The organism is Nonomuraea sp. NPDC050663 (genome assembly GCF_044456985.1).
Taxonomy (GTDB): Bacteria; Actinomycetota; Actinomycetes; order Streptosporangiales; family Streptosporangiaceae; genus Nonomuraea.
Window position 1 is genome coordinate 91,868 of record NZ_JBITGL010000015.1, and the last position, 14,666, is coordinate 106,533.

The 14,666-nt window shown below is 70.4% G+C and carries 9 protein-coding genes; 5 read left to right on the forward strand and 4 right to left on the reverse strand.

The features are described 5' to 3' along the window. The first annotated feature begins 24 nt into the window (after positions 1–24). On the forward strand, positions 25–879 hold the full coding sequence (locus tag ACIBH1_RS35955; protein WP_397318478.1) for a dihydrodipicolinate synthase family protein: 855 nt from the start codon (positions 25–27) through the stop codon (positions 877–879). Here the strand turns inward: ACIBH1_RS35955 and ACIBH1_RS35960 are convergent. Continuing rightward, complete coding sequence (locus ACIBH1_RS35960; RefSeq protein WP_397318479.1) at positions 871–2,004, reverse strand: FAD-dependent monooxygenase; 1,134 nt, start codon at positions 2,002–2,004, stop codon at positions 871–873. The genes ACIBH1_RS35955 and ACIBH1_RS35960 overlap by 9 nt on opposite strands. 136 nt (positions 2,005–2,140) lie before the next feature. Here ACIBH1_RS35960 and ACIBH1_RS35965 point away from each other — a divergent pair, with 136 nt between their 5' ends. Both ACIBH1_RS35965 and ACIBH1_RS35970 read left to right on the forward strand, forming a co-directional pair. Next, positions 2,141–2,524 (forward strand): MarR family transcriptional regulator, encoded by a 384-nt coding sequence (locus tag ACIBH1_RS35965; RefSeq protein ID WP_397318480.1) that lies wholly within the window; start codon positions 2,141–2,143, stop codon positions 2,522–2,524. A gap of 136 nt (positions 2,525–2,660) precedes the next feature. Continuing rightward, complete coding sequence (locus ACIBH1_RS35970; RefSeq protein WP_397318481.1) at positions 2,661–4,508, forward strand: ABC-F family ATP-binding cassette domain-containing protein; 1,848 nt, start codon at positions 2,661–2,663, stop codon at positions 4,506–4,508. 252 nt (positions 4,509–4,760) lie between these two features. Here ACIBH1_RS35970 and ACIBH1_RS35975 read toward each other — a convergent pair whose 3' ends face one another. From ACIBH1_RS35975 to ACIBH1_RS35985, 3 genes are all read right to left on the reverse strand, one after another. Beyond that, entirely contained in the window at positions 4,761–10,220 is a 5,460-nt protein-coding gene (locus ACIBH1_RS35975; RefSeq protein ID WP_397318482.1) for a DNA repair ATPase, read from the reverse strand. Between the two features lie 106 nt (positions 10,221–10,326). Further along, complete coding sequence (locus ACIBH1_RS35980) at positions 10,327–12,477, reverse strand: flotillin family protein (protein WP_397318483.1); 2,151 nt, start codon at positions 12,475–12,477, stop codon at positions 10,327–10,329. Further along, positions 12,477–13,028, reverse strand: a complete 552-nt coding sequence (locus tag ACIBH1_RS35985) for a hypothetical protein (RefSeq protein WP_397318484.1) — start codon at positions 13,026–13,028, stop codon at positions 12,477–12,479. The genes ACIBH1_RS35980 and ACIBH1_RS35985 overlap by 1 nt, the downstream gene beginning before the upstream one ends. A gap of 140 nt (positions 13,029–13,168) precedes the next feature. Here ACIBH1_RS35985 and ACIBH1_RS35990 point away from each other — a divergent pair, with 140 nt between their 5' ends. Further along, on the forward strand, positions 13,169–14,062 hold the full coding sequence (locus ACIBH1_RS35990; RefSeq protein WP_397318485.1) for an NADP-dependent oxidoreductase: 894 nt from the start codon (positions 13,169–13,171) through the stop codon (positions 14,060–14,062). Positions 14,063–14,179: 117 nt separating this feature from the next. Further along, the gene (locus tag ACIBH1_RS35995; RefSeq protein WP_397318486.1) at positions 14,180–14,638 is read left to right on the forward strand and encodes a rhodanese-like domain-containing protein; all 459 of its coding nucleotides are present in this window, start codon (positions 14,180–14,182) and stop codon (positions 14,636–14,638) included. Positions 14,639–14,666: the final 28 nt, after the last annotated feature.

Below are 14,666 nucleotides of genomic sequence, written 5' to 3' on the forward strand. Positions count from 1 at the left end.
ATGAGGCCGCCGCATGGTGGAGGCATGCTTGCAGGAATCCACGTACCGCTGATCACCCCCTTCGCCGCCGACGGCTCGGTCGACCTGGCCGGTCTCGACAAGCTCGCCCACCACGTCCTCGACCAGGGCGCCAGCGGCCTGGTCGCGCTGGGCACCACCGGTGAGATCGCCACGCTGACCGAGGCGGAGCGCGCCGCCGTCGTGGAGGTGGCGGCCCGGGCCGCGCGCGAGCACGGCGCCACGCTGATCGTCGGCGGCGGGAGCCCCGACCCGCGCGCCACGGCCGAGACCCTGCGGTCGCTCCGGGCCGACGCGGCGCTGGTCACGGTGCCGTCTTTCGTACGGCCCGGCGAGCGCGGGGTGGTGGCCTACTTCGAGGCGCTGGCCGCGGCCACGGCGGTCCCGCTGGTGATCTACCACATTCCCTATCGGACCGGGCAGAGCGTCGGCGCCGAGACGCTGCGCCACCTGGGCGGGCTGCCGATGGTCGCCGGGGTGAAGTACGCCTCCGGCCTCGACGCAACGGCCGTTTCGCTGCTGGGAGATCTGCCCGAGGACTTCTCGGTGCTCGCGGGCGACGACGTGTTCGTCTCGCCGCTGCTCGCGCTGGGTGCGGCGGGCGGCATCCTGGCCTCCGCCCATCTGGCCACGCGCGACTTCGTCGAACTGGCCGGCGCCTGGGGTGCGGGGGACGTGGCGCGGGCGCGGGCGCTCGGTGCCAGGCTGGCTCGGCTGTCGGGCGCGCTGTTCGCCGAGCCGAACCCCACCGTGCTCAAGGGCGTGCTGCACGCCCAGGGGATGATCGCGACGGCCGACGTGCGGCTGCCCCTGCTGCCCGCCGGGCGGGACTCGGTCGAAGCGGCTCTCGCGTCACTGTGAGAACTCCACGTGGTGGCGGTACAGCCAGGCCAGCGACTCGCTGCTGGCCGTCTTCCTGAGGAAGAACGGCATCAGCGAGTCGCGCACCACCCGGCCCACCGGCCCGGCGGCCTTGTTGTTGCTGATCCGCCGTGAGTAGGCCACCACCTTCTCGACCCGGTCACGGCGGCGCGCCTCGAAGGCGGCGAACGGGTCGGCCTCCCGCTTGAGGCAGTCGGCCAGCACGAGCGCGTCCTCGATGGCGAGCGAGGCGCCCTGACCCGCGCTGGGCGAGGTGGCGTGGGCGGCGTCGCCGGTGAGCACCACCCGGCCCCGGTGCCAGGTCGGCAGGGGAGCCAGGTCGTAGATGGGCACCGCCGTGTCGATCCGGCTGCGGGCGATCAGGCCGGACGAGTCGTTCGCGTCGCCGCGGAAGGCCTCGATGAGCAGGGGCTTCCAGTCCTGCCGTTCGACGATCTTGCTCGGCAGGTTGGCGAACCACCAGGTGTCGCCGCCGGAGGCGACGGTGTAGCCGAAGAACGCCTTCTTGCCGAAGACCATGTGATACTCGCCGGGCTCGCCCGGCAGGCCGCCGTCAGGGACGATGCCGCCGAAGCTGTACAGCCCGCTGTAGCGCGGCTGCGCCGGTGCGATCAGCTGGCGGGTGCGCGAGTGCACCCCGTCGGCGGCGATCAGGATGTCGCCCGTCGCCGTGGTGCCGTCGTCGAAGTGGGCGACGACCTCGGATCCCGTGTCGTCGAGGGTGACCAGGCGCTTGCCGTACGAGATCTCGATGCCCCTGGACCGGGCTTCGTCGCGGACGATCCTGAACAGGTCGGCGCGCTGGATGGTGTGGCTGACGGTGCCGTCGTCGAGGGCCATGCCGTTGGGCACCTGGCCGAGACGTTTGCCCGTGCCGCTCCACATGATCATGGTGGGAGTGGGGATGCCTGCTGCCATGACCTGGTGGTGGGCGCCGAGGGTGCGCAGGGCGTCGAGGCCGTTGGAGGCGACGTTGAGGAAGGAGCCGACGCCGGCCGCGTCGTCGCCGTAGGCCTCGAAGATGCGTGACTCGATGCCCACCCGCTGGAGTGCCATAGCAGTCACAGGGCCAGCGATGCCGCATCCGATGATCAAAGCGTTCATAGTGGTATCCTTTCGTTCGGTCTAACGAAATAATGACAAACGCGGAGGTATCGTGTCCAGAGATATTTCGGAAAACCGAAAGAATCTCCTCGATGCCCTGGTCGTGGCCGGACGGGAGAACAGCAACGCGGCGGTCATGTTCCACACCGCAGTCGCCGCGCACATGGGGCTGGGGGCGAGCGAGGAGAAGACGCTCGACCTGCTGCAACGGCGCGGGCCTCTGACCGCGGGGGAGATCGTCAAGCTCACCGGCCTGGCTCCCGCCTCGGTGACGGGGTTGCTCGACCGGCTGGAGGCGAAGTGGTTCGTACGGCGGGTGCGGGATCCTCGTGACCGGCGGCGGGTGATCGTGGAGCTCAACGACGAGATGCTCTCGGGCGGCGACGAGATCTTCGCGCCCCTGGTCAACGGCCTGGCCGAGCTGTACGCGGGCTATGCGGACGAGCAATTGGAACTGATCCTGGACTTCCTCACTCGCGCGACGGCGATTCAGGTGGAGGCCACCTCCAAAATTTCTTGAGACGAGACGTTGCGTCTTGCTGGTTTGCCGGGTAGTGTTCCAGGCATGGGTTACCAGATCTTCCTGTAAGCGCCGCAGGCGTCGAGCACGCGCTCCGCCGCACATCCGCCCGTGCACGCAACCAGGAGGACTATTTATGCGCACCGCGCAACTCGCACTCTCTTCCATCACCAAGCGCTACGACGACCGCGTCGTGCTCGACCAGGTCTCGCTCACCGTCAAGCCGGGCGAGCGGATCGGGGTCATCGGCGACAACGGATCCGGGAAGTCCACGCTGCTCAAGCTCATCGCCGGGGCCCTGACCCCCGACAACGGCGAGCTGACCGTGGTCGCGCCCGGAGGGATCGGCTACCTCGCCCAGACCCTCGACCTGCCCGCCGAGGCCACCGTCCAGGAGGCCATCGACCTGGCCCTCTCCGACCTCCGCACCCTGGAGGCCGACCTGCACACGATGGAGGAGAACCTTGACGAATCCACCCTTGAGGCCTACGGCGAGCTGATCGCCCGCTTCGAGGCCCGCGGCGGGTACGACGCCGACAACCAGGTCGACGCCGCCCTGCACGGGCTCGGCCTGCCGTCGCTCGACCGCGGACGGACGCTGGGCAGCCTGTCGGGCGGCGAACGCTCCCGGCTCGCCCTCGCCGCGACCCTCGCCTCCGCACCCGAACTGCTCCTGCTCGACGAACCCACCAACGACCTCGACGACCAGGCCGTGGCCTGGCTGGAGCAGCACCTGCGCGGCCACCGCGGCACCGTCGTCGCCATCACCCACGACCGGGTCTTCCTGGAACGCATCACCTCGGTGATCCTGGAGGTCGACCTCGGCAAGGTGCGGCGCTACGGCAACGGGTACTCCGGCTACCTCGCCGCCAAGGCGGCCGAACGCGCCGCCTGGGCGCGGCGGCACGAGGAGTGGGTGCTGGAGGTCGAACGGCACAGCGGCCTCGTCGCGGCCAACGCGGGGAGGATGGCGGCGATTCCTCGCAAGATGTCCAAGGCGGGGATGGGCGGGATCGGCGCCTGGCGTGCTCGCGGGCGTTCCCACGGGGCGATGGGTCGCATCCGGCAATCACAGGCGCGCCTGGACGCCCTCCGGGGCGACCCGGTCGTGGCACCGCCGGAGCGGCTGCGCTTCAGCGCCTCGATCACGACGAGTACGGGCACGGGGTCGGGCGGACCGCTCGCCGGTGCAGTGGGCTCGCCGCGGGCGGGCGGCTTGCTCGACGCCGCGGACCCGGGCGCGCGACCGGTCGGCGGTTCGCGTGATGCCGCCCTCTCGACTCCATCACCGGCCCTCGGCGGCCTCGCCGCCGCGCTGACCACCCCAGACGGCCCCTCCACCCTCGACCAGCCCTGGCACTCCATCGCCGAAACCATGCTCACCCAGCTCTTCCCCCCGAGGGCCGAGCTGACCGACGTCACCGTCGCCTCCCGCCTGCACCTGCCCGGCGGCCTGCGCATCGGGTACGGCGAACGCCTGCTCGTCACCGGCCCCAACGGCGCCGGCAAGTCCACGCTCATGCGCGTCCTCGCCGGCGAGCTCACCCCCGACACCGGCACCGTCCACGTCAACGGCACCGTCGGCTACCTGCGACAGGAGGAAACCCCCTGGAACCCGGCACTCACCGTGCTCCAAGCCTTCGCCTCCGGCCGCCCCGGTGACCCGGAGGAGCACGCCGACGCCCTCCTGTCGCTGGGCCTGTTCCGCCCCGCCGACCTCCGGCTCCGGGTCGGCGAGCTGTCGTACGGCCAGCGCCGCCGCATCGAGCTCGCCCGCCTCGTCACCGACCCCGTCGACCTGCTCCTCCTCGACGAGCCCACCAACCACCTGTCTCCTGCGCTGGTGGAGGAGCTCGAGGAGGCCCTGGTCGACTACCCGGGCGCGCTGGTGATCGTCACCCACGACCGCCGCATGCGTTCCCGCTTCACCGGCACCCACGTGGAGCTCGACGCGGGCAAGATCGTCGCCCGTCGCACCGTGTGACCGACCAGCCTCACTCTGGGTGCCCTCCCCTCCTGCACGCTGGAGGGGAGGGCCGTCCACCGCAGGCAAGGGCGAGACGTCGCTCATCCCCACCACAGCAGAGTGCGCGGCGCCGCCCGTCGCAGGCACGGCCGAAGCGTCGTCCTCCTCCGTCACGCCCGCGGGTGAGGAAGCGGCGGCGGCCGGAACCGTTCGCCACGGCGATCAGTGACGGCGCCACCGTCTCGCCGCGAGCCCCCGAGGTCGAAGGGGTCAGCTTCCCCGAATCGCCGTACCCACTTCGCTCACCCGGTCGGCGAGCAGCCCGATCGCCCCCACTGCCCGCGTCACCGGATCGTCCTCCGCCCCGCCCAGCGCCCGAGTGCGCAGGAACGCCTGCTTGACGTCCCTCCATCGCGCCTCCTGCTCGGCGGTCAGCACGCCCCGCAGCTCGGCCAGCTTCAGCAGGTTCGACTCCGCGTCCGTCGTCAACGTCTGCGCCTCACCCAAGTAGTGGTCGGAGATGACCGCCTCCAGCTCGGCGTCGTTCATCGCGGGGACGATGCGCTCGGCGAGCTTGTTCATGTTCCGGTACGACCCTTGCAACTTGTACGGAGGCTCGGTGCGCGCATCGTCGGACTGGGCGGCCGAGGCGATGTAGGCCCGGTTGTTGGCGAGCACCACCTCCTGCACCCTGATCAGCTTGCGCAGGACGGCGAGGACCTGCTCCAGCTCGACCTTGGAGTACGGGTGCGTGAGCTGGTCGGCACGGACCGACGAGTCGCCGCGTGCCAGCCGGACCAGCAGCTCCACGTCGCCCCGGTCGCGGGTGGACAGCGGGGCGAGCACCGGGTTGGAGGTCAGGGCGTTGTCAACGTAGCTCAGCGCGAACAGCTCCTCCCTGCCGCTGAGCACGTCGCCGAGGTTCCACACGTCGGCGCGGTTGGAGAGCATGTCGGGGATGCGGAAACGCTGCCCCGACTCGGTGTACGGGTTGCCCGCCATGCACACGGCGAAGCGCTTGCCCCGCAGGTCGTAGGTGCGGGTGCGGCCGTTCCACACGCCCTCGATACGCCGCTGGGCGTCACACAGCGAGATGAACTTCTGCAGCAGCTCGGGCGAGGTGTGCTGGATGTCGTCGAGGTAGAGCAGCGTGTTGTTGCCCGACTCCAGCGCGAAGGAGATCTTCTCGACCTCCTGGCGGGCGGTGGCGTTGGGCGCCTCGGCGGGGTCGAGCGAGGTGACGTCATGACCGAGCGCCGGGCCGTTGACCTTGACGAAGAGCAGGCCGAGACGGCTGGCGACGTACTCCATGAGCGTCGTCTTGCCGTAGCCGGGCGGTGAGATGAGCAGCAGGAGGCCCATCTGGTCAGTGCGCTTGCCCTCCCCGGCCGCGCCGAGCTGCTTGGCGAGGTTGTCGCCGATGAGCGGCAGGTAGACCTCGTCGAGCAGCCGGTTGCGCACGAAGGCGCTCATGACCTTGGGCTTGTACTCCTCGAGCCGCAGCCTGTCCTTCTCGACCTGGACCAGCTCGTTGCGGCGCTTCTGGTAGGCCCGGTAGGCGGGCACCCGCTCGTCGCGGAAGGCCTTGGTCCTGGGCAGGATCTCGTCGAGCCTGACCTCCAGCTTGCGCTCGGAGATGCGGGGATGGGTGCCGAGCAGCCCTTCGATGGTGGCGGTCAGGGTGGCGCCGGAGTCGTAGCGCGGCACGTCGCACAGCAGGAGCGCCAGCGCCTCGGGCAGCTCCGGCGCCTGCTCGAACGCCTCCAACCAGGCCTGGGCGAGCTGGACCCTGTACGGCAGGGCGAGCTGATGGAGGTCGGCCTGGAACTCCTTGGCCTTGTCGGGGCCGAGTGCCTGGTGGAAGCGCTCGACCAGGGCCCGGGCGGCGGCGCTGGTGACGAAGCCGGCAGGGGTGGCGGCCAGCTCCTCGACGAGGTACTCGCCCGCGAGCGCCGCCGTCGCCCCGTCGACCCCGAGAGCCGCGGCCAGGTCGGCGACGGTTCGGTCGTCGGGGGTGTGGGAGCTCGCGCCGTGGTGACCGTTGGTGGAGCTCGGGGCTTGGGGGATGGGGGAGCTTGCGTGCGCGCCCACCGCGCCGGATGGTGAGGGACCGGTGGCGGCCGAGCTGGATGGTGAGGGACCGCCGGTGGCCGAGCTGGATGGTGAGGGACCGCCGGTGGCCGAGCTCATCGCCGCGCCCGCACCAGGCGTGGGGAGGTGGCCGCCGGAGGACGATGCCGGGAAGTGGCCGCTGGCTGTGGGCGAGGCTGGGTGGTGGGCGGCGGGGTGCGGCTGCATGGGGCGGCTGCCGGGGGCGAACCCGGTGCCGGTGCCGGTGCCGATGCCCGTGCCGATGCCCGTGCCGGTGTCGGTGGTGGTGTCGGTGGTGGACGTGGCGCTAGTGGCGGTGGTGCCGGCGGCGGGAGTGCTGGTGCCGGTGGTGCCGGTTTCGGTGGTGGTGCCGGTGTCGGGGGTGGCGGTGCCGGAGTCGGCGGTGGCGGTGAAGCCCGTGGGGTGGCCGCTGGGTGACGGTGACGGGGTCGTCGCTGGGGGGCTGGTAGCGGTGAGTGCCTGCCCGCCGAACGGTGCTCCCTGATCCGAGCGGGTACGGTCCGAGCGGGTGTGGTCCGAGCCGACACCCGCCAAGAACCGGGCGATCGCACCCCCCAACTCCCCGCTCAATGCCTCAACCCCGCCCGACCCGCCGAACAACCCCCGAGCCCGCGCCAACGACGAGGCGCGCACGGCGATTGTTTTACGTGAAACCTCGTCCACCCCATAAGCCCAATACAGCTGCGCCGCGGCCCGAGCCCTCGACGGGAAGCGCAACAACCCAGCCCCCGACGTGAGCCGTACGAGCGCGTCGAGGATCAGCGCCGCGTCGTGGTCGTGCACTCCCCGCTCGTATCCCTCGTCGTAGCGCGACTCCGCCGCCTGCCGTACGAGCGCGGGGAGGTCGTCGTCGGGGCGGGCGGTGGCGAGGAGGGCGGCGGCCAGGTGTTCGCCGCGGTAGACGGCGGGCGTCTCGGAGACGAGGAGCTGGTCCCAGAAGGGGCGGGTGTCGGCGAAGGTCGCGGGGGCGGGGGAGCGGTAGTCGGTGCCGGTGATGGAGAAGTGCATCGCCCCGTCGTGGGGCACGAGCGTGAGGTCGATGGGCTGGGTGTTGACCGCGAATCGGTGGCGTCCGAGGCGCAGGGTCTCGCCGCCGTCGGTGAACAGGTCGAGCCGGTCGCGCAGGGCGCGGCCGGCTTCCTGCTGGGCGGCCTTGATGCGGCCGTCGAGCTCTTCGGCGCGCACGCTGTCGCCCAGCTCGCGCAGCTCGGACGACACCGAGCGGAGCTTGGTGATCATGGGGTCGGTGGCGAAGTAGGTGTTGACGTCGTCGAGCGAGCCGAGCGTGGAGACGCGGCGCGAGACGCTGGCCAGGATGCGTGAGGCCGAGGTGAAGAGCCGGTCGGTGCGGCGGGTGCGCTCGTCGAGCAGGGTCTGCTTGCGCGCGGAGAACGCCTCGTAGACGTCGTCGCGCTTGTCGGCGAGCTGGGCGGAGAAGTCGTCGAGCTCGCCGAAGCGGGACTCGAGGGTCTCCAGCTGCAGCATGAGCTTGCCGAGCTGCTCGTCGCAGCGCTCGGGGGTCTCGGACATGGCCAGCGCGCCGGTGACGGCCTGGCCGAGCAGGGCGAACTCGGCGGCGAAGGCGGCGCGGCCCTCGACGGTCATCAGCTCGCGGCGGCGGCCGTCGAGGATGGCACGCGCGCGGTTGACCCCGGCGATCACCTCGGCGATGCGGGCCAGGATGGAGGTGCGGACGGTGGCGTCGGCGATGTCGAGCGAGCCGACGACCTCGGTGACGACCTCCAGCCCTTCCGACTGGACGGCGAGTTTCTCGACGACGGGGGCCGACTGCGACACGGTGGTGATCGCCCCGGCCTCGGCGGCGAGCTGCTCGACGGCGGCGTGGTAGCCGGTGAAGGCGTCGGCGCCCCGCAGGAAGGAGACGGCGCGTTCGCCGACGGACTTCAGCTCGGACGCCAGCTCGGCGGCGAGCTCGTCGAGCCGGGTGGCGTCGATGTAGCGGACCTCGCGCAGCCCGACCAGCCGCCCTTGGGCGCGGCGCAGCGAGGCGAGCGAGGCGACCCACGCGTCGGCGGAGCCGGGTGTGTCGCCCCGCGCCTGGCGGACCAGCGTGACGGTCTCGTCGGAGGCCTCGCGCAGCGCCCGCTCGGCCTGCGCGGTGAGCTGCTCGACCTTCTCGAACTCGTCGAGCACCTGCTCGGCGGTGGCGCGCACCTCGGCCAGCGGCTCGCGCAGGCCGTGTTCGCCGAGCCAGTGGTAGTGGTCGGCGGCGCGGGTGCAGGCGGCGATGAGCGCCTCGAACATCGCCTCTGAGGCGGCCATCTCGTCGGCCATGCGCGACACGGACAGCGCGTCGGAGATGCCACGCACCAGCTCGGCGTTGCCGATGCGCTCCAGCGGCCCGGCGCCGGTGGGCTGGGCGGCGGCGTAGGTGTCGGAGACGTAGGGGGTCTGCCAGACCTGCATCGGGTGCACGCGGGTCGGCTCGTCGGAGGTGGCCCGAAAGACGATCATCGTGCCGTCGTCGAACAGCGAGAAGCCGTGGCACGGGATCGGGTTGGCCACCTCCTTGCGGATCACGTTGTAGGGCAGCAGCAGCGACCTGCCGTCGCCGCGCGCGTGGAAGACGTAGAGCGCGTCCTCGCCGTTGGGCGAGCGGATGACGCGCTCGAACTCGAGGTCGGTGACGTCGGTGTCGAAGGTCTTGCTGATGCCGGTGGACAGGTAGTAGCCGCCGGGGAAGATCAGGCCCTGGTCCTCGGGCAGCCGCTGGCAGGCCTGGCCGATGCCGTCGAGCCTGGTGACGCTCTTGGTGCGGGTGTTGAAGACCAGGTGGCGCCAGACGGTCTCCTTGTAGGGCTTGATGCGCAGCAGGAGGAGCGGGCCGATGCGGGCGTATTCGACGTCGGCGTCGGCGAGCGACTGCAGGGGCTCGTTGACGGGCTCGGTGTAGATGCCCTCGCCCGACTCGGTGTTGTCCTCGATCTTGATCGTCAGGTCGCCGCCGACCGTCTCGACGAACACCTCGTTGCCGATCGCGATGTGGGGATGGCGGCCGAGGATGTGGTCGTCGCGGGTGGTCGGGATCCACTCGAAGTCGTGGGACGGCGGCATGACGTGGTCGCGCTCGCCGCGGGCGTCTTCGTAGGTCGGCACCCCGGCGGTGTCGACGCTCCATCGGAGCACGCGCGTGTCGCTGGGACCGGTCTGGAAGACGGCCAGCAGCTTGCCCTCCACCCGGCGGAGCTGGGTGAGCCTGGTCTCCTTGTAGTAGCGGTACAACTCGGCGAAGTCCTTACCGAAGACGGGGTCGTTGAGCGACGCCAACTCTGCCGCCTCGAACCTGAACGCCGAGCCCTCCCGGGTGAACCTGTGGACAGAGAACACGTCGTTGACGGACGTCTCGGACTTCAGGCCGATGAAGACGTTGTAGCCGAACAACATCACGTCGCCGAGCGAGACGATGTCCCTCGGGACGCAGTTGTTCTCGGTGCGAAGGCGCTCGGTGCCGATGAGCGTGAGCTCCGACCCGCCGAAGACCTCCAGGCGCTGGGTGTTGAGGCTCTCCGCCGCCTGGGCCAGTTCATTCGACTGGGCGAGCAGGCGGTTCCTGAGCACCTCGTAGGTGCCCGCCTCGAGGCCGGTCGTCTCGGTCATCGTCCTGTCCTTCTCGTGGCCGGGCTGACAGCAGCCGTCGCCGTGGCCGGGCTAACAGAGATCGCGTACGGCGAAGCGGTCCGCTCCGCCGTACGCCCGCCTCGGATCAGTTTCTCGCCGCCGTCAGCGCCGCCACGGGGGACTCGGCCACGCCGAGCCGCCTGGCCGTCTCCAGCAGCTCGTTGAGCTTGCCGGTGTCGGGCCCGCCGCCCTGGATGAGCTTCAGCAGCAGCGCCGAGATGGTCAGGTTCTTCAGGTCGTCGGTCGACACCCCGCTGAGGATGCGCCCGAGGTCGGCGGTCAGGCTGGCCGACCCGTTGAGGTACGGCTCGGCGAGCGAGGAGGCGACGGTGGAGTGCCCGACGAACCCGTCGACGGCCTTGCCCGCGGTGATCGAGCCGACGATCCGGTCGAAGAACGTCGATTCGCCGCCGACGATGTCGATGTTGGCCTTGGCCAGACCTGCGGCGACCACGGAGGCCTGCGACTCGGCGACCTGGCGCTGCACGTCGATGCGCTTGAGCTCGACGTCCTTGGACGCCTCCAGCCGCAGGCGGTACTCCTCGTGGGCGCGGGAGGCGTCGTCGAGCGCGGCCATCGCGGCGGCCTTCTCGGTGAGACCTTCTGCCTCGGCCTTGAGCTTCTCGCCCACCGCGGAGGCCTGGGCAACCGCCATGGCGGCGGCGCCTTCGGCTTCGGCCTTCAGCTTGGAGGCGAGGGCGCCGGCCAGCGCGGTCTCGCCGTCGGCCTGGGCCTTGAGCCTGTCGCCCTGGGCCAGGGCCATGGCGCGGGCGCCGTCGGCCTCGGCGCGCAGCTTCTCGGACAGGACGAGGGCTTCGGCGCGGCCGACCTTCTCGATCGCCTCCGCGTCGCGCTCGCGCACCTGCACCTTGGCCAGGCCTTCCGCGGCGGCGGACGCCTGGACGCCCTCGGCGAGACGGATCTTGGCGCGGGCTTCGAGGTCGGCGGCCTGCTGGCGGGCCTCGGCGAGCACGATCTCCTCGCGGGCCTTGAACTTCGAGGCGGCCTCCGCGGCCTCGGCGGCCTTGATGTCCTTGACCAGGTTCTCCTGGGCCTCGGCCTCGGCGGCGATGATCGTGGTCTGCCGCAGCCGCTCGGCCTCTTCGAGTGCGCGCAGCTTCTTGATGCCCTCTTCCTGCTCGGCCACGGTCTTCTCGACCACGATGCGCTCGCGGATCACCTCGGCGATCGAGCGCTTCTCCGTCTCGACCTCCTTGTCCTTGGCGATGCGCGACAGCTCGGTCTCCCGCTCGCGCGAGATGACCTCCAGCATGCGGTCCTTCTCGATGCGCTCGGACTCGATGGCGATGACCCGCTCGCGGTTCTTCTCGGCCACCGCGACCTCGCGGGCGCGGTTCTCGTTCTGGACGCCGAGCTGCTCGTCGGTCTTGAGCGCGGCCGACTGGGCGCGCAGGCGCTCCTCGGCCTGGACGCGGAAGATCTCCGCCTCTTCGCGGGCCCTGAGCGTCTCGATCTCGCGCTTCTGCTTCAGCTCCGCGTCGGCCTGGCGGCGCTCCAGCTCCAGGATGGCCTCGCGCGCCTCGACGTTCTGGCGGGTGATCTCCTTCTCCTCGTTGCGCGTGAACTCGTTGGTGCGCACGTGCTCCAGGGCCGTCAGCTCGGTGATCTTGCGGATGCCCTGGGCGTCGAGGATGTTGCTCTTGTCGAGCTGGATCAGCGAGGTCTGCTCCAGGTAGTCGATCGCGGCGTCCTCGAGGATGTAGCCGTTGAGGTCGGTGCCGATGATCCGGATGATCTCGTCGCGGAACTCGTCGCGCTTGGTGTAGAGGTCCACGAAGTCGAGGTGCTTGCCGGCGGTCTTCAGCGCCTCGGAGAACTTGGCGTTGAACAGCTCCTGCAGGGTGGTCTCGTTGCTGGCCCGCTCGGTGCCGATGGCCTGGGCGACCTTGATGACGTCTTCGGCGGTCTTGTTGACGCGGACGAAGAAGGTGATGCGGATGTCGGCCCTGATGTTGTCGCGGCAGATCAGGCCCTCGCGGCCGGAGCGTTCGATCTCCATCGTCTTGACCGAGATGTCCATGATCTCGGCGCGGTGGAAGACGGGGAAGACGACGGCGCCGGTGAAGGTCACGTCGACCTTGTTGATCTTCGAGATGACGAGCGCCTTGCCCTGCTCGACCTTCTTGAACAGGCGGCTGATCACGATCAGCAGACCGATGATCACGATGAGGACCACGGCCAGCAGGACGCCGAAGCCGGTGGAGATGACGTCCATCAGGAAACCCTTTCGTCGGGCATGACGTAGTAGAACTCGCCGCCCGCGTCGTAGTCGAAGATGAGGGCCTTGTCGCCGCGCTTGAGCACGTCGGCGCCGGTGGTGCGCACCTGGACGACCGCGGTGGAGCCGTCGGCGGCGGTGACCTCGGCCTGCCCGAAGCTGTTGCCGGCCAGGCCGGTGCGCACCACGCACGGCATGCCGACGAAGTCGTGGCGGGAGGGCGAGGCGGCGGGTGCCAGCCGCCGCAGCGGCTTGACCAGCAGTTTGGTGACGAACCACGAGGCCGCCACGGCCAGCACGAGCACGCCCACGCGCAGGGGCGTGCTGTCGACGAAGGTGCCTCCCGCGAGGCTGAAGAACCACGCGAGGGCGATCAGCAGCGACAGCGTGACCCCGGCGGGCACGCCGCTCAGGCCCAGCCAGGCCAGGTCCTCGTCAAGGTGGGTCAGGCCGGTCACCACGACGATCCAGTAACCGATCACGACCACGAGCAGGAACGTGAAGATGACCGCTGGGAACGCCAGCGTAGCGTCGATGAAGTCGCTCATCGGCTCCCCGTAAATACCCCGTAAAGCGGAGTGCCGACTATATCCCCGTTAACCATCGTTTTTCAGTATCTGAGCTGGCATTGCAGCCGACTTGCTATCGAGTTGACCTCGACCGCACTTGAGGTTGCATCGTCGAAGACATGAGAGCTGCGGCATTCGCGACCCCAGGGTCGCCGGACGTGTTGGAAGTCATGGAACTGCCGACCCCTGAGGCCGGCCCGGGGCAGGTCAGGGTGCGGGTGAAGGCCGCCGGCGCACAGCCGTACGACACGGCGGTGCGCGCGGGATGGGTCCCGCCGGGCATCGGCGACGAGCTGCCCCGCATCCCGGGAAACGAGTTCGCAGGTGTCGTCGACCAGTCCGACACCATCCCGATCGGCACGGAGGTGCTCGGTTTCACCCAGCTGGGCGGGTATGCCGAGTACGTGGTGGTCGGCGCCGACCAGGTCGCGCCCAAGCCCGCCGGGCTCGCGTGGGAGATCGCGGGCGGGCTGACCGCGGGGGTGCAGACCGCGGAGATCGCGCTCGACACCATCGGGCTCAAGGAGGGGGAGACGCTCCTGATCCACGGCGCCGCCGGTTCCGTGGGACACGCCGCGGTGCAGATCGCGCGGCGGCGGGGTGCGCGGGTGATCGGCACGGCCCGCCCGGAGAACCACGACTTCCTGCGCGAGCTGGGGGCGATCCCGGTCGAGTACGGCGAGGGCCTGCGCGAGCGGCTGGCGGCGCTGGGCCCCATCGACGCGGTCGTCGACGGCGCCGGGGGACAGGCCCTGGACCTGTCCGTCGAGCTCGTGGCGGATCCCGCCAGGATCGTCACGCTGGTCGATCACGGCAGGGCGGCGCAGCTCGGCGTCATGACCACGCAGGGTGTGCGGACCGCCGTACGCCTGGGCCGCTACGCGCAGCTGGTCGCCGACGGCGAGTTCACCTTCCACGTACGGCGGGCGTATCCGCTGGAGCGCGCGGCCGACGCCCACCGCGAGATCGAGACGGGCCACGGCCGGGGGAAGATCGTCATCACCGTGGCGTGATGTTGTCGATGGAAGGCGTTCACGCCACTCCTGCGCGTGGACGCCGATCGGCAGGATGAAGGACATCGACCGAATGAGATGTCCGGGAACGAGCGGACATCAAGAAGGGAAGCACCGATGTCCGCCGTCACCGCCACTCCCGCCGCCGACAACGCCGCCGCCCTGGCGCACTTCGCCGCCCGCCTGGCCTTCGAGACCGACGTCTCGGACGTCGCCGCCGACCTGGCCGAGGGCGTGAAGGACGTCATCGTGATCGACTCGCGCAGCCAGGAGAGCTGGAACCAGGGCCACGTCGAGGGTGCCGTGCACCTGCCCACCCGCGAGATCGCCACCCGCGCGGCGGCCGAGATCCCGCGCGACGTCACCGTGGTCACCTACTGCTGGGGTCCCGGCTGCAACGGCGCCACCCGCGCCGCGCTGGAGTTCGCCAAGCTGGGTTACCGGGTCAAGGAGATGATCGGCGGCTTTGAGTACTGGGCGCGCGAGGGCTTTCCCGTCGAGACCCTGAGCGGTGTCACGCGCCACCCGATCGACGCCCTGACCGCCCCGGTCTCGGGCATCGCGTGCGCCTGCTGACGAGCCCCTGATTGGCGCCCCCGACCGG